The sequence below is a fragment of the Comamonas resistens genome (assembly GCF_030064165.1).
Lineage (GTDB): Bacteria > Pseudomonadota > Gammaproteobacteria > Burkholderiales > Burkholderiaceae_C > Comamonas > Comamonas resistens.
In genome coordinates, this window is sequence record NZ_CP125947.1 from 3,450,022 (window position 1) to 3,473,818 (window position 23,797).

Below are 23,797 nucleotides of genomic sequence, written 5' to 3' on the forward strand. Positions count from 1 at the left end.
AATCACGACTTGCGCAAATCAGGCCCGGGCAAGCGCCTTGCCGCACGGAAACCGTCTTGGTGCATCCGCAGCGGCGGCCCGGCTTGTTTGTCCAAGTCCTATGAATGGTCAAGCGCGTCCCAGCAACCGCAGGACGGCCCGCCATTGCTGCGCCCAGAACCCACGGCCATAGTCACGCAACTGGCCTTGCGCATTGGGCTGCACCTGATCGCGAATACCAGTCGGGTCATAGCGCAGATCAAAGTTGGCCGTACCGAACAACATGTCCCACCAGGGCAGCAGCACGCCAAAGTTGTTGCCATGCACCTTTTTGTTGCGCACAGGTGCCAGCGGCTCGTGCCCGATACCAATCGCATGGTGGCGGCGGTGAAAGCGCGGGCTGATCCACAAACGCTCGCCCAGTTGGCCAAACCAGATGCGCACATTGGCATGCTGAAAGCTCTCGCTGAGCTGGGTCAATGCCACGATGGCCACAAACTGCCCCGGAGCCACACCGATCAGCTGCGCCACCAGTACGACGATGGCGTCGTGAATCACGCTGTCTAGCAGGTGATTGCGGTTGTCGCTCCACACCGTCATCTGCCGCTGAGAGTGATGCACGGCATGCAGCTTCCACCACCAGCCAAGCCCATGTTGACCGCGGTGAATCCAGTACTCCACCAGATCGAAGACGATCAGATAGAGGATGAGGCTGACCCATGCGTTGTCGGTAACACCGGGCCAGAGGTCATCGATATGAAAACCTGGCATGCCCCAGACATGAAGCTTGCCCATGAGCGCATCCCACAGCGGGTCCACCGTGAAGAACAAAGCCAGTCTGAACAGACCCAGCCGGTGAATCAGCGTGTAGAGAATGTCCACACGAATGGCCTGCCGGTCCACCACGGGCTCCACAGGCTTCCAGCGCTGCAGCGGCACGATGACGGCCACCATGACGACGATCTGCAGCAGCCCCACCAGCAACCAGCCCGTGGCCGTGTAGCCATCCTCCAGCAGGTTGGCCATGCCGAAATGGAACAGAAAAGGCTGCACCACACCTTCAAACAGGCGCTGCTGCGCATCGGCAAAAACCTGAACCAGCCACTCCACAACTCACTCCTTGTCCAGCACTCAGCGGTGCTGCGCAATCCAGCCCTGATAGGCCGGGTGCTCCGCCAGCGTACGGAAGCAAAAACCTTTATCCAGCAAACCCAGAATCAGTGGTTCCAGCACCGCCGGCGCCCATGGATCCTGGCGCGACCAGATGCCCAGATGAGCCAGCAAAATATCGCCGCTGCGGATGTTCTTGAGCGCCTGATTGAGCAGGCGCTCGTTGGGATATTTGTCGCTGGGCAGCTCATCGCCCAGAAAACCTGCCGCAGCCCAGCCCACATGCTGATAACCGCCCTGCTGGGCCGCACCGATCAGCGCCGCAGAGGTCTTTCCCCCGGGTGCGCGGTATAGCGGCAAGGGCTTGTGGCCTGTGATCTGCTGCAGGCGGCGCGCCGAGCGAGCAATCTCCTCGCGATACTCATCTGCAGACACGACAAAACTCTGCCCGGCACGCGGCCCGGCCGATGGCCTGACCTTGAAGTGCGTGACCTGGCCCGTAGCCTTGTCGCGGATATCGGCCTGCCAGTACATATGGTCGTAGGTATGGGAAGCCAGTTGGTGCCCCTCGTCGGCACGGGCCTTCCACCATGGGGCCCAGAAGTCGGCAAGGCTGCTGCCTCCTTCCTTGGTAGCCTCATTGGCCGCAAAGAAAGTCACGGGCACCTTGTGCTTTTGCAGAGTTTGAGCCACCCACTGGGCAATACCCATATGCCCTGTATCAAAAGTCAGGTAAACCGGCTTGGAACAAGCGCCAGCAGCTATGTTTTTTGAATTTTCCGCTGCTGCGGCTAGGCCTGGAGCAGCAATAGCCGCCCCTGTCAGCATGAATTGACGTCTTAGCATCCACCCTCCTTGAGGTGGTCAATACCGCATGAAAGACTCCGGCCCGCAGACTTGGTTCCGCGAGCCGGCATGACACTCAGCGCGCCGCGTGGGCCAGTGTCCAGACGCCGTGCGGCGACTTGCCCACATTGACCTGGTTGATGACTTTTTTCTCCACGGTGTCGATCACCGAGAGTTTGCGCGCCCAGCGCGAGCTGACCAGGATGTAGCGGCCGTCGGCAGACACATCCATACAATCCGGGCCACCGGGCGCAGGGTAATTGGCCACGACTTGGTTGGTCACCATATCGATCTTGCTGATGGTGTTGGCCACGCGGTTGCTCACATACAAATGGCGACCGTCACCTGCGGCGCGGAAAGCGTGGGCGCCAGCCGCCGTCTTGATGATGCCAGTGCTGCGTGGCTCGGGGCCCGTCAGGTCAAACACCTCGACACCTTCACCGCCTGTCAGGCCGATGAACAGCTTTTTACCATCCGGGCTGCCATAAAGATCGGCCGGCATGGGGCCGGTAGGCACGCGGGACTTGATGGTCTGGGTGGCGATATCGATGGCCACCAGCGCATCGCTGTCCTGCATGGTCGAGTACAGCGTCTTGCTGCCTTCGTCGATGAACAGATGGCTGGGAGTCTTGCCGGTGGAGACACGCTTGACCAGCGTTGGCGTCTGCGTGGCTGCATCCCAGCGGTAGAAATCGATGTGGTTCAGGCGGTTGGCCGCCGTGATGAACCACTTCATATCGGGCGAAAAGCGCAGGTGGTAAGGATCGACGATGTCGCGAATCACGCGCTGCACCGCCCCCGTCCTCGGGTCGATCAGCGTCAGCGAGTCGCCGAGCGCGTTGGCCACGATCAGCGACTTTTCGTCAGGCGTCAGGTACAGGTGGTGCGGCTCTTTGCCGGTCGGAATGCGCGACTGTTCCTTCCAGGTCTGCGGATCGATCACGCTGATGCTGGCATCTAGGGAATTGAGCACGAACACGGGCGTGGGCCCCTGCACCCTGCTGGCCGCAGCTGCGGGAACCACGCCGCGCGCGCCCGGCACCGAAGCGGGCACCGCAGCCGTACCAGCAGGTGCAGCCACCGTTGCAGCGGCAGGAGCGACCGCAGTCTGCTGAGGCCCAGCAGCCGTTGCCGGCCTGAACCCAGGTAATGCCGATGCCCCAAACCATGCGACCAAGCCGCCACCTACCAACAAAGCCACAGCAGCGCCAGTGCGCCCAACGGTAAGACGTCCCACAACCACCACCTTCTCAGAATCCACGCAGTGTAGCTGCGCCCATGCAGCCACACCATCATCAGCCCAATTCAACGCGGGGCTTAGCACGTACCGGCTCTCGATGCCGTTCAAGCAGATGTTTCGCCATTCATCAGCATCAAAAACAGGAGCAGCTAGCGCTGAATTCTCCTATGTTTCAACGCAAAACAACTGCAAAATCGTTGTAACAATGCCGCAGGGTGCTCATGAAATGATGAATATCAATCAGAAGACTTGATGTTGTACAAAAAAGGAGCCCTCTGAGGGGCTCCTTTTCTGGATGCAGTCAAAGCGCCAGGCTCAGACCTTCCACTTCTCCACAAGCTTTTCGGGGCGCTGTGTGTCATAGCCTTCGAAAGGCTGGTGGATCCAGGGGTTGGTAGGCAGATAGTCCACCGAGTAGTCCGCCTCGAAGGTCGAGATACCCTTGGTCCAGATCACGGCGCTGCGCAGCTCGGTGATGGGCTGGTAGTTGGTCTTGAGCATGGCGATCACGGCCTTGAGCGTGGCACCGGAGTCCGCCAGATCGTCGACCAGCAGCACGCGACCGGCGATCTCGCCCTTGGGAGTCGCGATGAAGCGGCCGATGTCCAGGTGACCCTGCACCGTGCCGGCTTCGGCGCGGTAGGAGCTGGTGGACATGATGGCCAGCGGCTTGTCAAAGATACGGCTCAGAATGTCACCGGGACGCAGGCCGCCACGGGCCAGGCACAGAATGGTGTCAAATTCCCAGCCGGACTGGTGGATCTTGATGGCGAGCTTTTCGATGAGACCGTGGTACTCGTCGTAGCTCACATACAGGTGCTTACCGTCTTCCGTCAGCATGGTAGGTCCTATGGTTTGATATGTTCAGTGCCGCAATCAGGCGCTGTAGGGGTTGTGCATGAGGATGGTGTGGTCACGATCGGGGCTGGTCGAGACCATGGCGATTGGCACACCAGTCACTTCCTGGATGCGATCCAGATAGCGTCGGGCATTCACGGGCAGCTTGTCGTACTCGGTCACACCCACCGTGGACTCGGTCCAGCCGGGGATGGATTCGTAGATGGGCTTGCAGCGCTCGATATCGTCTGCACCCAGAGGCAGCAGGTCGATCTTCTCGCCGTCCAGTTCGTAGCCCACGCACAGCTGCAGCTCTTCAATACCGTCGAGCACGTCCAGCTTGGTGATGCACAGACCGGACAGGCCGTTGATCTGAGCCGAGCGCTTGAGCAGCGCGGCGTCGAACCAGCCGCAGCGGCGCGAACGGCCGGTAGTCACGCCCTTTTCGGCACCCACAGTGCTCATCACATAGCCGGGAGTACCAGGCTTTTCCCACTCCAGCTCGGTGGGGAAAGGACCGCCGCCCACGCGGGTGCAATAGGCCTTGGTGATGCCCAGGATGTAGTGCAGCAGGCCAGGGCCCACGCCGGCGCCTGCGGCGGCATTGCCGGCCACGCAGTTGGACGATGTCACATAGGGATAGGTGCCGTGATCCACGTCCAGCAAGGTGCCTTGCGCGCCTTCGAACAGCAGATTGCCGCCTTCCGCATGCACGGCATTCAGCTCGCGCGACACATCGGCAATCATGGGCTTGAGCAGCTCGGCATGACGCATGGCTTCTTCGTACACCGCTTCGAACTGAATCTCGCCGTCCTTCATGTACGGAGCCAGACCGGCGCCGAAGTCGAAGTTCTTGGAGCCCAGCACGTTCACCAGAATGTGGTTGTGCAGAGCCAGCAGCTCGCGCAGCTTGGTGGCGAAACGCTCAGGGTGCTTCAGGTCCTGCACACGCAGAGCGCGGCGGGCGATCTTGTCTTCGTAGGAGGGGCCGATGCCCTTGCCTGTGGTGCCGATCTTCTGCACGCCGCCCTTTTCACGGGCAGCTTCGCGACCGATGTCCAGGGCCACGTGGAATGGCAGGATCAGCGGGCAGGCTTCGGAAACGCGCAGGCGATCGCGCACTTGCACGCCCGCCTTTTCCAGGCCTTCGATTTCTTCAAACAGCTTGCCCACGGACAGCACCACACCATTGCCGATGTAGCACTTCACTCCAGGGCGCATGATGCCGCTGGGAATCAGGTGCAAAGCCGTCTTCACGCCGTTGATGACCAGGGTGTGGCCAGCGTTGTGACCGCCCTGGAAACGCACGACGCCGTTGGCGCTTTCGGTCAGCCAGTCAACCAGCTTACCCTTGCCCTCGTCGCCCCACTGGGTACCGACTACGACGACGTTGCGACCTTTGGATGTATTCATATGCCAATCCGATAAATCGAAGAATTAGTCAAAAGCCTTAAATGGCTTGCACGACCCATTGCCCGCCAACATTGGCAAGCTCACGGTCGCAGTGAAACTCGTCCACTTCACTCTCGTGCCCCGGCAGCACGCAGACCACCGTTTCGCCCTGCTGGCGCAATGCGGCAATAGCAGCAGCCACTTGCACGTCATCACCCCAGGGAGCGCGAATGGCTGCCTTGAGCGGACGCTCGGGCACAACAGCCACCAGTTGTTTGATATCGAGACTGAAGCCGGCCGCCGGACGATTGCGCCCGAACACTGCACCGACTTCGTCATAGCGGCCGCCACGCACCAGAGCATCGCTGCCGCCGGGTACATAGATCGCAAAGCGCGTACCGCTGTAGTAAGAATAGCCGCGCAGATCGGCCAGGTCGAAGCTGACCTTGACGCCGTCCAGACGCTGTACCAGCCAACGCAAATGCGATAGCACATCGCGCACGCCAGCTATGCCTTCCAGCTGTATTTCAGCCTTGTCCAGCACTTCCATTCCGCCGTACAGCTGCAGCAGTGCCATCAGGCCTGCGCGCGATGCAGGAGGGAAGTTGTGGGTCAGCTCGGCCAGCTCGGTGGCGTTCTTGGCAGCAAGTGCGGCATGGACGCCACGCAGCACCTGCTCATCGACCATCACGCCTGCCAGCAGATTGCGCACGATGCGGACATCGGCCAGATCCACGATGATGTCCTTGACACCTGCACCCTTGAGGCAGTCCAGAGCCAGATGCAAGGCTTCGAGATCGGCTTCCAGGCCATCGTGACCATAGATTTCAGCGCCGAACTGGAAAGGCTCACGCGTGGCACGTGGGCGATCGGGGCGTGCATGGACGACGGGGCCGCAATAGCACAGACGGGTCACGCCGCTGCGATTGAGCAAGTGTGCGTCGATACGAGCGACCTGCTGCGTCATGTCTGCACGCAAGCCCATGGTGCGACCGGAGAGCTGATCGATCAGCTTGCTCGTTTGCAGGGCCAGCGCCTCACCCGTGCCGGTGAGCAGAGACTCCAGATACTCGAGCATGGGAGGCATGACGAGCTCATAGCCATAGCTGCGCGCAGTATCGAGCAGTCCTCGACGCAATTCTTCGATGTGCCGAGCCTCGGAAGGCAAAACATCGGCAATGTGATCCGGCAGGACCCAAGCAGACATGGAGAAAGAGGGAGGCTGTTAAAAATGTGATTCTACCGACTTTGCCAGCCCCGCCCAATTTGGCTGATAAGGCCTAACCGTTATCGGCGGTATTCACAGCCAGATCAGCACAAGCAATCCAGCTGCGATACACAGCAGCCCACAAAAGCGCAGCTGCCCTTCGCGCAGTTGCAGCAGCTGGGCAAACATCTGCTTCCACAGCCTTGGCGCGAACAAGGGCAGCAGCCCCTCAAGAATCAAAAGCAGCGCAAATGCCAGCGCCAATGATTGCATCCAGTCCATTCCCAACCCGCTCCTCAAGCAATCCCAAAATGAACAATGGCCCTTGAGGGCCATTGTTCATTCTTGCATCAGCACATTACTTGGCGGCCGAGCCGCCGCTGCGATAGGCCTTGAAGAATTCGCTTTGCGAGGGATCAAGCACCAGCACATCGCTCTTCTTGGAGAAGCTCTCCTTGTAGGCATCAAGGCTGCGGTAGAACTGCGCAAACTGCGGATCCTTGCCGAAGGCGTCGGCATAAACGCGAGCTGCCTCGGCATCGCCCTCACCCTTGATCTTCTGGGCATCACGGTAGGCATTGGCAATGGTGATATCGCGCTGACGATCTGCTTCGGCACGAATCTTTTCACCTTCGGCCGCACCGGTGGAACGCAGCTCATTGGCCACACGCTTGCGCTCGGCTTCCATACGGCGATAAACGGACTCGGTGATGGTCTCGGCATAGTCCACGCGGGTAATGCGCACATCCACGATATCCACGCCCCAGGGCTTGGCACCGCGCACGGTCTCCAGCACCTCGCGCTTGACGTCGGCCATCAGCGTTTCGCGCTTGGAGGACAGCAGCTCGCGCACGGTACGGCGGTTGATCTCCTCCTGGAAGGCATTGCGCACCACACGGTTGAGCTGCATGGCGCCAGCGGACTCATCCAGGCCCACGTTACGGATGTATTCCGAGGGCTCGGAGATGCGCCAGCGCACATACCAGTCGATCACCACGCGCTGCTTTTCAGCCGTCAACATGGGCTCGGTGTCGGTGCTGTCCAGCGTCAGCAGACGCTTGTCGATGTAGCGCACGTTCTGGAATGGCGGCGGCAGCTTGAAGTTCAGACCAGGCTCGGTAATCACCTCCTTGATCTGACCCAGCGCATAGACCACGCCAAACTGACGCTGATCGACCACGAACAGCGTGGAGCTCAGCAAGGCCAGCACCACAAGAATGCTGGTGACAAAAAATCCGATTCGATTCACAGCATGCTCTCCTAGCGGGCGTCACGATCGCGGCTACGTGCATCGCGGCTGCGTGCATCACCGGAAGGATTGGGCACCACGCGCGTGGTGGCTGGGGCCGTCGATGATGCAGCAGGCGCGGCAGCATCACCCGATGCGGTCGCTGCAGCTGCACCATTGATGCCGCTCATGATCTTGTCCAGCGGCAAATACAGCAAGTTGGAGCCCTGACGCGACTCGACCAGCACTTTGGTCACGTTGCTGTAGATCTGCTGCATGCTTTCCAGATACAGACGATCACGCGTGACTTGCGGCGCCTTCTGGTACTCGGCGTACAGCGAACTGAAGCGTCCGGCATCACCCTGAGCCTGCGCTACGATCTTCGACTTGTAGGCCTGGGCTTCTTCGCTCAAGCGGGCTGCCGTACCTGTGGCGCGGGGCACCACATCGTTGGCATAGGCCTGGGCTTCGTTCTTGGCGCGCTCGCGCTCCTGACCGGCCTTGAGCACATCATCAAAGGCTGCCTGCACCTGTTCGGGCGGACGCACGCCGCCTTGCTGCATATTGATGCCGACGACTTCGACCCCAACCTTGTAGCGATCCAGAATGGACTGCATCAGGTCACGCACGCGGGGCGCAATCTGGTCGCGCTCTTCAGCCAGCGCCGTATCCATCTTCATCTTGCCGACCACTTCGCGCACAGCAGATTCAGCCACCTGAATCACGGCTTCGGAAGGACTGCGGCTTTCAAACAGCCAGGCACGCGCATCGCTCAGGCGGTACTGCACGGCAAACTTGATCTCGACGATGTTCTCGTCTTCGGTCAGCATGGCCGATTCGCGCAGACCCGTGCTGCGCACGATGTTGTCGCTGCCCACATCGGCAGAGCGGATCTGCGAGACATAGACCAGCTCATGCTTTTGCACAGGATAAGGCAGACGCCAGTTGAAGCCAGCGCCCACCGTGCTCTTGTACTTGCCGAACTGCGTGATGACGGCCTGCTGACCTTCCTGCACGATAAAAAAGCCGGTTCCCAGCCACACCAGCACAGCCACGCCAGCGATCAGGAAAATGCCTTTGCCCGCATTGAAGGGCTCGCCAGGTTGCCCGCCACCATTGCGGCCAGGAGGCAGTCCACGGCCGTTGCCGGGCTTGCCGCCAAACAGATTGGAGAGCTTGCGCGAAAAGTCCCTGTAGATCTCATCCAGATCGGGCGGCTGGCCTTGCTGGGAGGAAGGACGGGGACGAGGAGGCTGTTCGGGCGCGGGCGATTGCGAAGGCCTGTCATTGTCCGAGGGCGAATTGCTGGACTGCGAGGCATCTTCGTTGTTGTTGTCGCCACGACCCCAGCGCGGATCGTTCAAGTTGAACATCCCGCGAATGCGTTGCGGTAGCACCGCCAAGCGATGAACGCGTTGTGAAAAATTCATGCGAGAAGTCTCTGTGTTTTCAAAAAGACATGAACCATGGCAGGCATTGTGCCCAATAGGGGCACAATTCCCTAGTATTGCGCCTCGTCATCAGGGGACATCCAGTACGAGTCGTCCGCCCCCTGCTGCTCTTCACGCTCAGCCTCCTGACGCACCTGCAAAACCCGGTCTGCGAGCAACTGCCGCAACTGAGCCAGCCCCTGCCCAGAGCGGGCACTGACAAACACGCGCTGCACCGGATCGCCATCGAGCTCGTACATATCCTGCAAGTCCGCAGGTTGACGTTCGGGCTCTATGGCATCCAGCTTGTTGAAGACCAGAATCTGAGGCACATCGTCAGCCCCGATTTCCGCCAGAACTTTCTGAACTTGTTGTATTTGTTCCGGGAAACCTGGGTTGGACGCATCCACGACATGCAGCAGCAGATCGGCATCGATGGCTTCCTGCAACGTGGCCTGGAAGGCATCGACCAGACCGTGCGGCAAGTCGCGGATAAAGCCCACGGTATCGGACAGGGAGACCGACTCTTCGGCCTCTGCCAGATACATCTGCCGAGTGGTTGTATCCAGCGTGGCAAACAGCTGGTCGGCCGCGTAGGCACGAGCCTTGACCATGGCATTGAACAGCGTGGATTTGCCGGCGTTGGTATAGCCAACCAGCGAGATATTGAAAACATCACGACGAGAGCGCTGACGGCGCTGGGTCGAACGCTGCTTCTTGACCTTCTTCAAACGTTCCTTGGTGCGCTTGATAGCCTCGTCAATCATGCGGCGGTCCAGCTCGATCTGCTTTTCGCCAGGGCCGCCGCGGCCTCCGATGCCACCGGCCTGACGCTCCAGGTGGCTCCAGCGGCGCACCAGACGCGTGCTGATGTATTGCAGCCTAGCCAGTTCCACCTGCAGCTTGCCTTCGTGGCTACGCGCACGCTGGGCGAAGATTTCCAGGATCAGCATGGTCCGGTCATTGACCGGCATCTGGATATGGCGCTCCAGATTGCGTTGCTGCGCAGGGCTCAGGGCTTGGTCGAACCAGACTTCCTTGGCACCATGCATTTGCGCCAGCATGCGGATTTCATCGGCCTTGCCGCTACCCACGAACAGAGCAGGATCAGGAGCCTTGCGCTTACAGGTCAGACGGGCAACAGGGAGCAAGCCAGCGGTCTGAGCCAGCAGGCCCAGCTCTTCCAGCTCGTCGTCGAAATGGGGAACACCAAAATCCACGCCTACCAGCAACACTGGCGCCGACGCGGATCGCTCAAAGGATTCAGAACTCAAATACCTGTCCCGTAGGGTGAAAGCCGCGCCGGCATGGCCGGCGGGCGAGATGGCGCAAAGCTTAGGATGCGGCGGCTTCGCCGTCAGCCGCTGCGGCAGCCGAGAAGTTCACGGCGCGGCCGGGAACGATGGTGGAGATGGCGTGCTTGTAGACCATTTGCGTCACGGTATTGCGCAGCAGCACCACATATTGGTCAAACGACTCGATTTGGCCTTGCAGCTTGATGCCGTTGACCAGATAGATGGAAACTGGCACATGTTCACGACGCAGGGCGTTCAGGAACGGATCTTGGAGGAGTTGACCTTTATTGCTCACGATATTCTCCGTGTTCGAAGAGTGTTGTTGTAAACCGACACGTTACCACAGCCCTCGGGGTGCTCTCCCCAAAGGGTTTTCCCTGAAGCCGCGATACTGATTAATCCTTGTCGGCGTAAGGATTATGAGAGGTTTTCAAGTCGATGCGCAATGGCGTGCCCACGAGATTGAATTCCTTGCGGAAGCGACCTTCCAGAAAGCGCTTGTAGGCATCTGTCACGTGCTCCAGAGAGTTGCCGTGGATCACGATGATGGGAGGGTTCATGCCGCCCTGGTGGGCATAGCGCATCTTGGGACGATAGGCTCCGACCTTCTTGGGCGTCTGATACTGCAGCGCTTCCAGCAGAATGCGGGTCAGCACCGGCGTCGGCATCTTGCAGGTCGCAGCGCGATGGGCCTGGATGATGGATTTCCACAGCGGCTCCAGTCCCTGACGCTTCTGTGCCGAAATGAAATGCAGCGGCGCGAACTTCAGGAAGGACAGGCGTGTCTCGATGGAGCGCTCCAGCATCTGGCGCTGGTAGTCGTCCACGGCATCCCATTTATTGATGGCCAGCACCACCGAGCGACCGCTTTCCAGGATATAGCCCGCGATATGAGCATCCTGATCGGTCACCCCCTGCGTGGCGTCGATCAGCAGCAGCACGACGTTGGCGCCTTCGATGGCCTGCAGCGTCTTGACCACGGAGAACTTCTCGATGGCCTCGAACACCTTGCCCTTGCGACGCAGGCCGGCCGTATCGATGAGCTCGAACTTCTGGCCATTGCGCTCGAAAGGCACGGTGATGGCATCACGCGTGGTGCCTGGCATGTCGAAGGCCACCAGGCGCTCCTCGCCCAGCCAGGTATTGATCAGCGTGGACTTGCCGGCATTGGGACGACCGGCCACAGCCAGACGCACGGGCTTCTGGTCTTCATCGCCGAAGACCTCTTCCTCCACCTCAGGCAGATTCAGCAGACCCAAAGCGGCATCGACCACGCTGCGCACGCCCTGACCGTGGGCGGCGGATACGGGCATGACTTCGCCCAGACCCAGCTCGTAGAACTCGGACAGCTGCAGGCCGTCCTTCATGCCTTCGGCCTTGTTGGCGATCAGCAAAGTGGGCTTGCCCAGACGACGCAGGTAATTGCCGATCTCGTGATCCTGGCCCGACAGACCGGCACGCGCATCGAGCACGAACACCACCACATCGGCCTCGGCCACGGCTTGCTGCGTCTGCTTGGCCATCTCCTTGAAGATGCCACGCGAAGCGTCGGGCTCGAAACCGCCGGTGTCGATGACGATGTACTCATGCTTGCCCTGACGGCCCTGACCGTAATGGCGATCCCGCGTCAGACCAGCAAAGTCGGCGACGATCGCATCCCTCGACTTCGTGAGCCGATTGAACAGCGTCGACTTGCCCACATTGGGGCGCCCTACCAGGGCAATAACTGGCTTCATTCCAAAACAACCTATTAAAACTTACGCAAACAAGTCGGGCCACCGCTGCGGATGCGCCAAGGACTGCCGCCTTGAGCAAAGCTCCTGCCTGAACCTGCTTTGGGTAAGTCGTACTATCAATCAGGCTTGAAGCCGTACACCGTTCCGCTTCGGCTGACGACCACCAGAGTATTGGCAGCCACAACCGGCGCAGTGGCGACTCCCGCCTTGTCAGTTTGCAAACGGGTCAGTGCCGAGCCGTCTTCTCGCGACAGCATGTGCACAGTCCCCAGATCATCAGCCAGCACCACGGAGCGGCCCAGCACCAGCGGCGCGGTCAGCTTGCGGTACTGCAGCTTGTCCACGGACCACAGGCGCTCGCCATCGGTGCGACGCCAAGCCTGCACCGTGCCATTGCTCTCGGCCCCAAAGACGGATTGTTCATCACCGTCAATACCATCGCTGCCCTTGGAGTTCTGTGTCCAGCGCACATTGGCGTTGCTTACATCCACACAGCCGACAGAAGCCTGGAACGCACGCGCGCAAACGCTGGCCCCCACACGGCTGACCGGGCCCACCAGATCGACCAGACGCTCCACGTCATTGGTGCCGCGCGGCGCGGCCAGAGGTGCCATCCAGCGCACGGATCCGTTGTCAGGATCGACACCGGCCAGACGCCCTGACACCCCCACCACCAGCGTGTTGCCCACAGGCAAGAGAACACCCGGTTGACGCAGGATCAGCGGTTCATTGCTGGGACCTTCGGCCGACCACAGTTCGCGACCGTTATTGGCATCAAAAGCAGCCAGGGAGCGATCAGCCGTCATCACGAAGACACGGCCACCGGCAACCAATGGAGGCGTGTACACCGCCGCATTCAGACGGTGCTTCCACAGTTGCTTGCCTTCGGCAAACACCGCCAGCTGGTTGCTGCGTGTCACCACCGCGGTGCGCTGACCGTCGCTGCCCACACCCGTGGTCAGCGGCTCGCCGGCGCTGAACTTGCCCAGTTGGCTTCCGCTATTGCCGTCCAGTGTGGTGACGCTACCGTCCTTGGTGACCACGGTCACCGTATTACCTTGCACCAGCGCGGGCATGGCCAGCGGCACCTCGCTGCCCAGCTTGACAGCCCAGGCCTGGTGCACGGCGATCTTGCCGGGGTTGGGCCCCAGATCCAACGGTTTGGGAGCTTCCTTGCCGCCGAACATGGAGCAGGCACTCAATGCCCCAGCCAATACCGTCAGCGTCAGCACGCGCGCGGCAGCCCGAGGCATGTTCTTGGTCTTGGCCTTGGCCGGGTTCACTGGTTGGGCAATAGTCTTCAAGATTAGTTCTCCGACGCAGTTGTCTTCACCAGGGCCGCAGCTTCAGGAGCAGCACCCAGCGCATTGAGCTTGAACTCCACCAGATGGCGGTAGTCCAGATCCTTGTCCAGTGCCTTGTAAGCGGCCTGATATTGGGTCACGGCCTCTTGCGGCTTGCCCAGCGCAGCATACAGGTCACCGCGGCGGTCTGCTTGCAGGCCCGCAAAAGCCTCCGGCATCGCAAAGTCCAGCACCTTCAGGCCTTCTTCAAAGCTCTTTTGCTGCTCCAGCACTGCAGACAGACGGATACGCGCCAGAGCCTTGGAGCCCTCGTCGCCCTTTTCCGTCACCCAGTTCAGCACGGCCTTGGCATCGTCGAGCTTGCCTGCCTCCACCGAGGCCTTGGCCATCAGCAAAGCGGTCTGGCTGGCCTGGGCCGTGCCTGCGTACTTGTCCTTGAGCTCGGCAAAGGCCTGATCGGCTCGCGCCTGGTCCTTGGCGGTCAGCGCCTGATCCACGGCAAACTCCAGGCCGGCAGCCTGCACGGCCTGGCGCTTTTGCCAGTACTGCCAGCCGTTCCAGCCCGCAATACCCAAGAACACCACCAGCAGAACGCTGGTGATCAAGGTTCCCCAGGAATTCCAGAAATGCTTGAGCTGATCAAGTTGCTTTTGTTCTTCAAGATCGAGATGAGTTGCCATGGCTTCTTTGAATGATTGGAATACCTGTTAGGACCTACGCAAACAAGTCGGGCCGCCACTGCGGATGCACAAAGGCAATTTCCTTGAGGCCAAGCACCGGCTTGATCCTAGTTTGCGTAAGTCTTGCCTGTCAGAAAACGGGAGAGCTTCTGGTTCAGGCCGACGATTTTAGGCTGCCTGCCCACTGCGCCACTTCGGCCAGGGATTGCAACTGCTGCTGGCCTTCGCCATCACGCAGCGACTTCACGGTCACCTTGCCCTGGGCCAGCTCGTCGGCGCCGAAGATCAGGGCAAAGCGTGCGCCCGAGCCGTCGGCCTTCTTGAACTGGGACTTCATTGAGCCCATGCCTTCGGCAGAGCCACCGGCGGCGGCGTGCATCTGCACGGCCACACCGGCGGCGCGCAGCTGCTGCACGGTCTTGAAAACCTGGGGCAAAGCCGCTGCATCAGGAATGATGGCGTAGGCATCGGCAGCGGGCTGAGGAATCTCGGTGCCGATTTCCTTGAGCACTTCCAGCACGCGCTCCACACCCATGCCCCAGCCCACGGCAGGAGCGGGCTTGCCGCCGATTTCCTCGATCAGATAGTCGTAGCGACCGCCACCGCAAATCGTGCCCTGCGAGCCCAGCTTGTCGGTGATGAACTCGAACACCGTGAGGTTGTAATAGTCCATGCCGCGCACCAGACGCGGGTTCAGTGTCCAGGCCACGCCATTGGCATCCAGGATGTCCTGCACGGCCTTGAGGTGAACCTTGGAGCCCTCACCCAAATAGTCCATGAGCTTGGGCGCGGCATTGACCATGTCCTGCATGGCGGGGTTCTTGGTGTCGAGCACGCGCAGCGGGTTGCTGTACATGCGGCGCTTGGCCTCCTCGTCCATCACCTCGGTGTGCTGCTCGAAGTAGGCGATCAGGGCCTCGCGGTGGGCCTTGCGCTCCTCGGGCTGACCCAGGCTGTTGAGCTCCAGGCGCACGTCCTCGATGCCCAGCTCCTTCCACAGCTGGTCGGCCAGCAGGATGACTTCGGCATCCAGTTCGGGACCGGCAAAGCCCATGGCTTCCACGCCCACCTGGTGGAACTGACGGTAGCGGCCACGCTGGGGACGCTCGTGGCGGAACATCTGGCCGATGTAGAACAAACGCTTGCCGCCGTCGTAGAGCAGATTGTTTTCCACGATGGCGCGCACCACGCCGGCCGTGCCTTCGGGGCGGATGGTCAGGTGTTCGCCATTGAGCTTGTCTTCAAAGGAATACATTTCCTTCTCGACGATGTCGGTCACCTCGCCCAGCCCGCGCACGAACAGGGCCGTAGGCTCGACGATGGGCGTACGGATATTGCGATAGGCAAAGCGGCCCATCAGATTGCGCACCTTGTCTTCGAACCATTCCCAGCGCGCCGAATCGGGCGGGAGGATGTCATTCATGCCTTTGACGGCGCTCAGTTTGTCGTTCTTTGCCACGTGAAATCTCTCACTTGGGTCACTAGCAAAACAAGAGCATGCCGCGCATGCCAACTTGCACTTTCAACTAGAAACCTTATTCAAACCTATGCAGATAGCGCGCTAGCAGCTATCAAATCTAAAAATCCATGGGCTGGCATTGTGCCGTATGCGTGCCGCAAGTCAGCAATTCATCCGCCAGATCCTGCTCAGTTCTTGGCCCCGTAGCGGCGTTGCACATAGTCCAGCACTAGGCCCTGGAACTCTTCGGCAATATGCTCGCCACGCAGCGTCAAGGCCTTCTCGCCATCGATGAACACTGGCGCCGCAGGCGCCTCGCCATTGCCGGGCAGGCTGATGCCGATGTCGGCATGCTTGCTCTCGCCGGGGCCGTTGACGATACAACCCATCACGGCCACTTTCATCGCTTCCACGCCCGGGTATTGGGTACGCCAGACAGGCATTTCACCGCGCAGGAAGTCATCGATCCTCTTGGCCAGCTCCTGGAAGGTGGTGCTGGTGGTGCGGCCGCAGCCGGGGCATGCCGTGACACTGGGCACGAACACGCGCAGACCCAGGGCCTGCAGAATTTCGGAGGCCACCACGACTTCCTGCGTACGCGCTTCGCCGGGCTGGGGCGTGAGCGAGACGCGAATCGTGTCGCCAATGCCTTCCTGCAGCAGCACCGACAGCGCAGCGGTCGAAGCCACCGTGCCCTTGGTGCCCATGCCGGCCTCGGTCAGGCCCAGGTGCAGCGCGTAGTCGCAGCGGCGGGCCAGTTCGCGGTAGACCGAGATCAGATCCTGCACACCACTGACCTTGCAGGACAGGATGATGTTGTCGGGGTTCAGGCCGATGTTCCTGGCCAGCTCGGCCGAGCTGATGGCCGAGGTGATCAGCGCCTCATACATGACCTGACGCGTTTCCCAGGGCTGGGCGCGCTTGCTGTTCTGATCCATCAGCTCGGCCATGATTTCCTGGTCCAGAGAGCCCCAGTTCACGCCGATGCGCACCGCCTTGTCGTACTTGGCAGCGATCTCGATCATCTGGCCGAACTGCTTGTCCTTCTTGTCGCCCTTGCCCACGTTGCCGGGGTTGATGCGGTACTTGGACAGGGCCTGGGCACAGTCGGGGTAGTCGGTCAGCAAACGATGGCCGTTGTAGTGGAAGTCGCCCACCAGCGGCACATACTCGCCCATACGGTCGAGCTGCTCGCGGATATAGGGCACGGCCGCCGCGGCTTCGGGCGTGTTGACGGTGATACGCACCATCTCCGAGCCGGCCTGGGCCAGCTGGCGCACCTGAATAGCGGTTTCCACGGCATCCACGGTGTCGGTATTCGTCATGGACTGCACGCGCACGGGCGCGTCGCCCCCCACGGTGACCACGTTGTTGCGCCACACCACACGGGCCTGACGCGATCTGCGCGGCAACGGGCTGGCTATTGCCACGGGCTTCTGAGAATCTTGCACTGTCATCATTTCAGTTATCCGAGCGCTGCACACAAACCTGGCGCGATCTAAGCAAGAGACGGCGAGGAAGGGCCGCCCCGCACCGAGGCTGTCGTTCCCCTCCCCTAGCGCAAAGCGCGTAGAGAGAGGGGAAAGCGGTGCAGCCGCTCAAGGGGTGCTTCATCACTTCACCTCGAAACGAGCCACGTTGTCACGCGTGGTCGAAATATCGAAAGGCTGGCCGCGCACCAGAACCTGGGTGCCCTTGGCATTGCCCACGATCACGGACAAGGGCAGCTTGCCTTCGGCCGTCACGGACTGATCCTTGGTCAGAGTCTTTTCCAGCACCACCTTGCCCGATGCATCCTTGACCTTGACCCAGGACTGGGCCGAGGCCTTGAATTCCACCACGGACGCAGACCCTGCATCGGCGGCAGGGGCAGCCACCGCAGTTGCCGCAGTCTCGGCAGCCACGACAGGAGCTGCGGGCGTTGCTGCTGCCGACGCAGCAGCAGTTCCTGCAGCTTCATTGACTGCCGATGCCGATGGCAGAGGCGCGACCGCTTCCGCGGACGTTTCCGAAGGAATCACCACGGAACCAGTTTCCACCACCACACCCGAAGCCGGCGCCTGCGCGACCGCAGGGGCTTCGGTCACTTGCGACGAGTCATCCGCCGAGCTGTCCGAGGCCTGATGGAAGGGCACAAAGTAGACCGCTGCGGCGGCAGCCAGCAGCAGCAGCACACCGGCAATGATCTTGCGCGAGCTGCCGTCACGGGAGTCAAACGAAGGGCCCGAAGACTTGAAATGGCTGCGCTCCTTGACGGTTTCATTGATGCCGCCGCCGGCGCTGCCCAGACTCTTGAGCGCGGTGCGGGGCAGCAAGGCCAGCACGGGTTCTGCATCGATATGCAGGTTGCGGCACATGCCCATGGCCAGGGCACGCATGAATACATGGTCGGGAAAGGCCTCGTACTGGTCAGCCTCCAGCGCCTCCAGCTTGTGCTGCGGCACCTTCAGCATGGCTGCCATGGTCGGCAGCTGCATGCGGGCGGCTTCCCGCGCCTGACGCAATATGGCTCCGGCGCTGGTCTGGGTTTGCGCCTGCTCTTCGCTTTGCATAGTCACCTCTCTCACCGCACCATCACTCATTGAAGGCTCCACGCTCATAGGCCAGCCACTGGCGCGATTGCGGGAAGCGATCACGCAGCTGGTCGGCCAGCTGACGCACTCCAATATCGTCGTGCAATGCCCTATTTATTTTGATTCCCAGCCAGAGGCTTTCCGGACTGGCTTGGTTGCTATTGTTATTCAAGCGGCGAATATAGAACTGCGCTTTGCTCAGATCACCCTTGAGCCACAGCACATTTGCCAGGTTGTAGCCAGCAGCGGCATTGCCCAGGTCCATTTCATAGGCACGAAACATGCTTTCGTAGGCCTGATCCAGCTGCCCGGCCTGCTGATAGCACATACCCTTGGCCAGCAGGGTCTTGGGCTGCTCGCGATAGCCAGGTGCCGCCAGCGCCTTGTCAAACCAGGGCTGCGCCTCATCAAAGCGCTTTTGCTGGCACAGCATCCAGCCGTAGTTGTGAATCTGGTTGCCATCCCTGGGGTTCAGGTCAATGGCTTTGCGCATGGCGATGTCGGCCTGACCCCAATCCTGGTTCTGCATCAGGATCAGGCCCAGCAGGCCATAGGCATCGGCGTAATCGGGCTTGGCGGACAGTGCCTGCCCCACCTCTTCCATGGCGACATCCATACGGCCCGCCTGGTAGTAGTTGGCAGCGAGTTCGAGCCTAATCTGCGCACGTCGGCCGGCATCGGCAACAGAGGGCGCTCCCGTGCTCACCACCGAAGCCTGGGGCACCGAGGTGGAAGAAGTCGTGGTGGTCGTGGTGCTGGTGCAGCCGACCAACGCGGCAGCAACAACCGGAACTCCCCATCGGGCCAGCAGACCCCAATGCTTCAAAACCGGCTGGCTAACCACTGCCCTCATGTACTGTCCTTTATTCAAAACTCCGTCAAGACACCTGCTTGAGCGGGATGGTGCGCTGCTTGGCCATACGCTCGGCAGCGCGGGTTCTATCCTTGACATCACCGGCGAGCTGACCACAGGCGGCGTCGATATCGTCGCCACGCGTCTTGCGCACCGTGGTCACAATGCCCGCATTGCTGAGCAAGGTGGCGAACTCGGTCACGCGTGCAGCGGGTGAACGCAGCAGGCCTGAAGCCGGAAACGGGTTGAACGGGATCAGATTGAACTTGCACCAGCTCTTGCCATCGCCACGCGCGCGCACCAACTCTATCAGCTGGCGGGCATGCTCCGGCTGATCGTTGACGCCGTCGAGCATGCAATATTCGAAGGTGATGAAGTCACGCGGTGCGAACTCCAGATAGCGCTCACAGGCATCCAGCAACTCGGCAATCGGGTACTTCTTGTTCAGCGGCACCAGATTGTCACGCAGCGGATCATTGGGCGCATGCAGGGACACAGCCAGCGCCACGGCGCAGTCCTGCGAAAGGCGATCCATCATGGGCACCACGCCGGAGGTGGACACCGTTACGCGGCGGCGCGACAGGCCATAACCATGGTCGTCCAGCATTACCTTGAGGGCGGGCACCAGCGCGCCGTAGTTCTGCAGCGGCTCGCCCATGCCCATCATCACCACGTTGGAGATGATGCGATCTTCGGTACCGAAACGCTTGCGCAGCGAATGCTCGGCATACCAGAGCTGGGCGAGGATTTCGCCAGTATTGAGATTGCGGCTGAAGCCCTGATGCCCGGTCGAGCAAAAGCGGCAGCCCACGGCGCAACCAGCCTGGGACGAGACACACAGCGTGCCACGGTCGTCCTCAGGAATGAAAACGGATTCGACAGCATTGCCGTCACCCACATCGAACAACCATTTGACGGTGCCGTCGGCCGAGACATGCTCGGTCACCACGGGCAGCGCGGTGATATGGGCCCGGCTCTTGAGCTTTTCGCGCAGGGACTTGGCCAGATCGGTCATCTGGTCGAAATCGGATGCGCCACGCTGGTGAATCCAGCGGAACAGCTGCGTCGCACGGAAACGCTTCTCCCCGAGCTGCTCGCAATAAGCGGTCAGTCCTTCGAGGTCAAAATCAAGCAAGTTAGTAGTCATATCGGCATGTGGCGAGGCGTCTTGCGAACGGTGTTTGCCACGCCGTGGCCAGCAATTTCAGTGCTGACACCGGCCCCGCACAAGCGAAGCACTGGCGTCAGCGAGAGCATGCTGTAAAGCTAGCGTGGATTAACGCGAGTACACGTTCATGCCGGGGAAGAAGAAGGCAACTTCCACAGCAGCGGTTTCAGCAGCGTCGGAGCCGTGCACGGCGTTGGCGTCGATGCTGTCGGCGAAGTCGGCGCGGATAGTGCCCTTCTCAGCCTTCTTGGGGTCGGTAGCGCCCATCAGTTCACGGTTCTTCAGAATGGCGTTTTCGCCTTCCAGGGCCTGAATCATCACGGGGCCGGAGACCATGAAGTCCACCAGATCCTTGAAGAAAGGACGCTCCTTGTGCACAGCGTAGAACTGCTCGGCTTCGCCGCGCGACAGGTGCACCAGCTTGGCAGCCACGATCTTCAGGCCAGCAGCTTCGAAGCGGGCGTAGATTTGGCCGATCACGTTCTTGGCAACTGCGTCGGGCTTGATGATGGAGAGAGTGCGTTCGATAGCCATGATGATTATTTCCTAATCAGGGTTACTATGGGTTTTTGCCGAAAAAGCAAAACGGTTGATTTTAGCGGTGCCGCCATAGACCTTGAAGTCCAGGCAGCACTCAATTCCTTACGGACGCCTTTTTAGCGGCCACCGCGGCGACCACCACCGCCGCCACCTGGACGGCGCTTGGCATTCTGGCGGGCACGCGACAGGCTGTCGCCGCCGATATAGCCCACCGAAGTACGCATGGGATCGGGCTGGCTGCTTTGCGATCGACCGGCTGCGCCACCCGAGCGATTGCCACCCTTGTTGCCGCGCTGGCCGTCACGGGGAGCATTGCCCAGCATGCCGCTAGGCGCGGGACGGTTGCCATCCCACTCGCCACGGCGCTGGCCACCGCCTTCGCGGCGGCCTTGCGGTGCGCGATCGGCATTCATGCCGTTGCCACGACCGCCGCTGCGGTTGTTGCGACCGCCACGGTTGTTGGCGCCACGGGCGCCGCCGGTGTTGCGCTCCACGGGAACGCGTTCCTTGACGCCAGCCGCCGACATCAGGGCCTGGATATCGGCCTGATCGAGCTCCACCCAGGCGCCGCGCTTGAGGCCACGCGGCAGCATCATGGCGCCATAGCGAATGCGGATCAGGCGGCTGACCGCATGGCCCACGGCCTCGAACATGCGGCGCACTTCGCGGTTGCGGCCTTCGGAGATGGTCACGCGGTACCAGCAGTTCGCGCCTTCGCCGCCGCCATCTTCCACAGCGCCAAAACTGGCTTCGCCGTCTTCGAGCTGCACGCCGTCCAGCAGACGCTGCTTTTCTTCCTTGCTCAGGGCGCCCAGCACGCGGGCCGCGTATTCACGCTCCAGGCCGAAGCGGGGGTGCATCAGCGAGTTCGCCAGCTCGCCCGAGCTGGTGAACAGCAGCAGACCTTCGGTATTCAGGTCCAGACGACCGACCGACTGCCACTTGCCGTGCTGCAGCTTGGGCAGCTTGCGGAACACCGTGGGGCGGTTTTGCGGATCGTCATGTGTCACCACTTCGCCCACGGGCTTGTGATAGGCAATCACGCGAGCGGGCGGCGGATCGATACGGAAACGGATGGGCTGGCCGTTGACCTTGACCACATCGCCAAACTGAATGCGCTGACCGACGTGAGCCGGCTCGTTGTTGACCGAGATGCGGCCTTCGAGAATCAGCTGCTCCATCTCCAGGCGCGAGCCCATGCCGGCCTGGGCCAGTACCTTGTGGAGCTTGGGAGAATCGACCTGAGGCGCCAGCACACGCTTGGCCGGCATATCGCTGCCGTTTTCCTCTTCATCGTCAAAGTCACCCGAGATCACATCGGCAAAGGCTATGTTCTGGCCCTTGTGAGACTTGACACTTTTTTGTACTTCAGCGCTGTCTGTGATTACCTCATCAGCTTCAAAATCTGCAGCATCCTGTGCTTCCAACACCATTTCCTGCTCGGCCACGGGCTGAGCCAGCTCTTCAGTGACAGGAGCTTCTTCTGCACGCGGCTTGCTCACGCGCTTGCGGGCCGGCTTGACCTCGGCAGCGCCGTCCTTCTTGACGCCGGCACGCTTGCGCGCAGCCGCGGGCTTCTTGGCCTCGGCGCCATCCTTGGGCTTGACCACGCGCGGCTTGCGGGGCTTCTTGAGCGGCTCGGCTTCCGGGGAAGCGGCTGCAGGCTCTGGCATCTGATTCGATGTCTCGTTGTTCATTCCGGTTTTCCTTCGGGGATGACGCCATCGTCACCCTCCACAATTCGCTCGTTTGCTGAATCGCCGTGCAATGCATCGTCGGCCAGCGCAATGTTCTTATCTTCCACGGCTTCGTCGTCATCGACACCGTAGTCATCCTCGAGAAACGCCTTCAGGCCCACCCATTCGGCACGCCCCGTCTTCCTGGCGGCTGGCGTGGACTCAGGTTCCGCCACCTTCACCGTCCTGGCGGGCTTGGCCACCTTGGGCCTGCTGACAGCGCTGACCGCGGGCTTCTCCACGTCAGGCTCGACCACAGGCTCAGTCACCGCCTCAGGCTGCCACTCAGGTGACTCAATCTCTTCTATTTCAGTAGCTGCTTGCGCAACACCCACCAACGTTTGAGCCGGGTTTGAATCCAACTCCTGAATTTCAGCCTCCGGCTCCACTCCAGACTCTGGCTGAGCTTCGGCAGTTTCTATGCGGCCCGCAGCTTCCTCTGCTTGATCGACCTCGGCCTGCGCTTCAGGCTCTGGCACAACCTCGGTTTCTGCTTCAGCCAGCGCTGCGGTGTCACCACCGTCCTGCGGCAATGCGTTCTCAGCACCCGCTTCCGACCCGGCGGCTTCACCGCCGTCCTCTCCATCCAGCGCCTTGAACAAGCTTTGCTGGGCCTGGGTTTCTTCCAGCATGGGCAACTGGTCCAGCGACTGCAGGCCCAGGTCATCGAGAAACTGGCGCGTGGTGGCAAACAGTGCCGGGCGACCCACGGTTTCCCGGTGGCCGATGACCTCGATCCAGCCTCGATCTTCGAGCTGCTTGATGATCAGGCTGTTCACCGTCACGCCGCGAATATCCTCGATATCGCCACGCGTGACCGGCTGACGGTAGGCAATGATGGCCAGCGTCTCCAGCGTGGCACGCGTGTACTTGGGCGGCTTCTCGGGATGAAGCTTGTCCAGATACACCCGCATTTCGGGTCGGCTCTGAAAACGCCAGCCCGAAGCCACCTGCACCAGTTCCACGCCCTTGAGGGCCCAGTCTTTTTGCAGGTCCAGCAGCAAATCCTTGATCGTGTCCGAGCCCAGCACATCATCAAAAAGTGAGCGCAACTCCCGCAGCGTTACAGGCTGCGGAGCACAAATCAATGCTGTTTCAAGAACCCGCTTGGCATCTACCGTATTCATGGGCGCAGCGTTTCGGGAGCGGCCGTCGCACCGTTTGCGGTGGGACGCCTGATTCTA

At 60.9% G+C, this 23,797-nt stretch carries 22 protein-coding genes; all 22 read right to left on the bottom strand.

The features are described 5' to 3' along the window. Positions 1-108: 108 nt before the first annotated feature. The 22 genes from QMY55_RS16065 to scpB all read right to left on the bottom strand — a co-directional run bounded on the left by QMY55_RS16065 (position 109) and on the right by scpB (position 23,740). Positions 109-1,089, bottom strand: coding sequence for a sterol desaturase family protein (locus QMY55_RS16065; RefSeq protein ID WP_283485170.1), 981 nt, complete (start codon positions 1,087-1,089; stop codon positions 109-111). Between the two features lie 21 nt (positions 1,090-1,110). Continuing rightward, positions 1,111-1,935, bottom strand: a complete 825-nt coding sequence (locus QMY55_RS16070) for a polysaccharide deacetylase family protein (protein ID WP_407650526.1) — start codon at positions 1,933-1,935, stop codon at positions 1,111-1,113. A gap of 76 nt (positions 1,936-2,011) precedes the next feature. Then, positions 2,012-3,196, bottom strand: a complete 1,185-nt coding sequence (locus tag QMY55_RS16075; RefSeq protein WP_283485171.1) for a YVTN family beta-propeller repeat protein — start codon at positions 3,194-3,196, stop codon at positions 2,012-2,014. A gap of 294 nt (positions 3,197-3,490) precedes the next feature. Continuing rightward, positions 3,491-4,015: a phosphoribosyltransferase gene (locus tag QMY55_RS16080; RefSeq protein WP_283485172.1), complete on the bottom strand. Its 525-nt coding sequence runs from the start codon at positions 4,013-4,015 to the stop codon at positions 3,491-3,493. Positions 4,016-4,051: 36 nt separating this feature from the next. Next, complete coding sequence (locus tag QMY55_RS16085; protein WP_283485173.1) at positions 4,052-5,425, bottom strand: adenylosuccinate synthase; 1,374 nt, start codon at positions 5,423-5,425, stop codon at positions 4,052-4,054. A 37-nt stretch (positions 5,426-5,462) separates the two neighbouring features. After that, complete coding sequence (locus QMY55_RS16090) at positions 5,463-6,611, bottom strand: ATP phosphoribosyltransferase regulatory subunit (protein ID WP_283485174.1); 1,149 nt, start codon at positions 6,609-6,611, stop codon at positions 5,463-5,465. A 93-nt stretch (positions 6,612-6,704) separates the two neighbouring features. Continuing rightward, entirely contained in the window at positions 6,705-6,947 is a 243-nt protein-coding gene (locus QMY55_RS16095) for a DUF2065 family protein (protein ID WP_407650528.1), read from the bottom strand. Positions 6,948-6,969: 22 nt separating this feature from the next. Next, positions 6,970-7,860 carry a protease modulator HflC gene (gene hflC, locus QMY55_RS16100; protein ID WP_283485175.1) on the bottom strand — a complete coding sequence of 297 codons (891 nt, stop codon included), beginning with the start codon at positions 7,858-7,860 and terminating at the stop codon, positions 6,970-6,972. Between the two features lie 11 nt (positions 7,861-7,871). Next, positions 7,872-9,269 (bottom strand): FtsH protease activity modulator HflK, encoded by a 1,398-nt coding sequence (gene hflK / locus QMY55_RS16105; RefSeq protein ID WP_283485176.1) that lies wholly within the window; start codon positions 9,267-9,269, stop codon positions 7,872-7,874. A gap of 71 nt (positions 9,270-9,340) precedes the next feature. Further along, complete coding sequence (gene hflX / locus QMY55_RS16110) at positions 9,341-10,504, bottom strand: GTPase HflX (RefSeq protein WP_407650703.1); 1,164 nt, start codon at positions 10,502-10,504, stop codon at positions 9,341-9,343. A 100-nt stretch (positions 10,505-10,604) separates the two neighbouring features. Further along, a complete protein-coding gene (hfq, locus tag QMY55_RS16115; RefSeq protein WP_158386282.1) occupies positions 10,605-10,859 on the bottom strand; it encodes an RNA chaperone Hfq in 255 nt (84 codons plus the stop codon). Positions 10,860-10,959: 100 nt separating this feature from the next. Continuing rightward, positions 10,960-12,300, bottom strand: coding sequence for a ribosome biogenesis GTPase Der (gene der / locus QMY55_RS16120; protein WP_283485178.1), 1,341 nt, complete (start codon positions 12,298-12,300; stop codon positions 10,960-10,962). 116 nt (positions 12,301-12,416) lie between these two features. Beyond that, entirely contained in the window at positions 12,417-13,553 is a 1,137-nt protein-coding gene (bamB, locus tag QMY55_RS16125) for an outer membrane protein assembly factor BamB (RefSeq protein WP_283488986.1), read from the bottom strand. Positions 13,554-13,606: 53 nt separating this feature from the next. Continuing rightward, complete coding sequence (locus tag QMY55_RS16130) at positions 13,607-14,284, bottom strand: YfgM family protein (protein WP_283485179.1); 678 nt, start codon at positions 14,282-14,284, stop codon at positions 13,607-13,609. Positions 14,285-14,438: 154 nt separating this feature from the next. Then, positions 14,439-15,707, bottom strand: a complete 1,269-nt coding sequence (gene hisS / locus QMY55_RS16135; RefSeq protein WP_283488987.1) for a histidine--tRNA ligase — start codon at positions 15,705-15,707, stop codon at positions 14,439-14,441. Positions 15,708-15,931: 224 nt separating this feature from the next. Next, entirely contained in the window at positions 15,932-17,203 is a 1,272-nt protein-coding gene (gene ispG, locus QMY55_RS16140) for a flavodoxin-dependent (E)-4-hydroxy-3-methylbut-2-enyl-diphosphate synthase (RefSeq protein ID WP_283485180.1), read from the bottom strand. A gap of 153 nt (positions 17,204-17,356) precedes the next feature. Next, positions 17,357-18,325, bottom strand: a complete 969-nt coding sequence (locus tag QMY55_RS16145) for a helix-turn-helix domain-containing protein (protein ID WP_283485181.1) — start codon at positions 18,323-18,325, stop codon at positions 17,357-17,359. Then, on the bottom strand, positions 18,318-19,169 hold the full coding sequence (gene pilW / locus QMY55_RS16150) for a type IV pilus biogenesis/stability protein PilW (protein WP_283485182.1): 852 nt from the start codon (positions 19,167-19,169) through the stop codon (positions 18,318-18,320). Before pilW ends, QMY55_RS16145 begins: the two co-directional genes overlap by 8 nt. Positions 19,170-19,194: 25 nt before the next feature. Then, complete coding sequence (gene rlmN, locus QMY55_RS16155) at positions 19,195-20,316, bottom strand: 23S rRNA (adenine(2503)-C(2))-methyltransferase RlmN (RefSeq protein ID WP_283485183.1); 1,122 nt, start codon at positions 20,314-20,316, stop codon at positions 19,195-19,197. Positions 20,317-20,445: 129 nt separating this feature from the next. After that, positions 20,446-20,871 (bottom strand): nucleoside-diphosphate kinase, encoded by a 426-nt coding sequence (ndk, locus tag QMY55_RS16160; protein WP_158386264.1) that lies wholly within the window; start codon positions 20,869-20,871, stop codon positions 20,446-20,448. A 122-nt stretch (positions 20,872-20,993) separates the two neighbouring features. Continuing rightward, entirely contained in the window at positions 20,994-22,574 is a 1,581-nt protein-coding gene (locus QMY55_RS16165; RefSeq protein ID WP_283485184.1) for a pseudouridine synthase, read from the bottom strand. After that, on the bottom strand, positions 22,571-23,740 hold the full coding sequence (gene scpB / locus QMY55_RS16170; protein ID WP_283485185.1) for an SMC-Scp complex subunit ScpB: 1,170 nt from the start codon (positions 23,738-23,740) through the stop codon (positions 22,571-22,573). Before scpB ends, QMY55_RS16165 begins: the two co-directional genes overlap by 4 nt. Between the last annotated feature and the right edge of the window lie 57 nt (positions 23,741-23,797).

Bases quoted from the DNA above. Each gene is read 5' to 3' on its own strand.
- pilW (WP_283485182.1), bottom strand. From the start codon at position 19,169: ATGAGGGCAGTGGTTAGCCAGCCGGTTTTGAAGCATTGGGGTCTGCTG.
- der (WP_283485178.1), bottom strand. From the start codon at position 12,300: ATGAAGCCAGTTATTGCCCTGGTAGGGCGCCCCAATGTGGGCAAGTCG.
- ndk (WP_158386264.1), bottom strand. From the start codon at position 20,871: ATGGCTATCGAACGCACTCTCTCCATCATCAAGCCCGACGCAGTTGCC.
- bamB (WP_283488986.1), bottom strand. From the start codon at position 13,553: ATGCCTCGGGCTGCCGCGCGCGTGCTGACGCTGACGGTATTGGCTGGG.
- QMY55_RS16090 (WP_283485174.1), bottom strand. From the start codon at position 6,611: ATGTCTGCTTGGGTCCTGCCGGATCACATTGCCGATGTTTTGCCTTCC.
- QMY55_RS16070 (WP_407650526.1), bottom strand. From the start codon at position 1,935: ATGCTAAGACGTCAATTCATGCTGACAGGGGCGGCTATTGCTGCTCCA.
- QMY55_RS16130 (WP_283485179.1), bottom strand. From the start codon at position 14,284: ATGGCAACTCATCTCGATCTTGAAGAACAAAAGCAACTTGATCAGCTC.
- QMY55_RS16165 (WP_283485184.1), bottom strand. From the start codon at position 22,574: ATGAACAACGAGACATCGAATCAGATGCCAGAGCCTGCAGCCGCTTCC.
- QMY55_RS16080 (WP_283485172.1), bottom strand. From the start codon at position 4,015: ATGCTGACGGAAGACGGTAAGCACCTGTATGTGAGCTACGACGAGTAC.
- QMY55_RS16145 (WP_283485181.1), bottom strand. From the start codon at position 18,325: ATGAGTGATGGTGCGGTGAGAGAGGTGACTATGCAAAGCGAAGAGCAG.
- hisS (WP_283488987.1), bottom strand. From the start codon at position 15,707: ATGAATGACATCCTCCCGCCCGATTCGGCGCGCTGGGAATGGTTCGAA.
- ispG (WP_283485180.1), bottom strand. From the start codon at position 17,203: ATGATGACAGTGCAAGATTCTCAGAAGCCCGTGGCAATAGCCAGCCCG.
- hflK (WP_283485176.1), bottom strand. From the start codon at position 9,269: ATGAATTTTTCACAACGCGTTCATCGCTTGGCGGTGCTACCGCAACGC.
- QMY55_RS16085 (WP_283485173.1), bottom strand. From the start codon at position 5,425: ATGAATACATCCAAAGGTCGCAACGTCGTCGTAGTCGGTACCCAGTGG.
- scpB (WP_283485185.1), bottom strand. From the start codon at position 23,740: ATGAATACGGTAGATGCCAAGCGGGTTCTTGAAACAGCATTGATTTGT.
- rlmN (WP_283485183.1), bottom strand. From the start codon at position 20,316: ATGACTACTAACTTGCTTGATTTTGACCTCGAAGGACTGACCGCTTAT.
- QMY55_RS16095 (WP_407650528.1), bottom strand. From the start codon at position 6,947: ATGGCCCTCAAGGGCCATTGTTCATTTTGGGATTGCTTGAGGAGCGGG.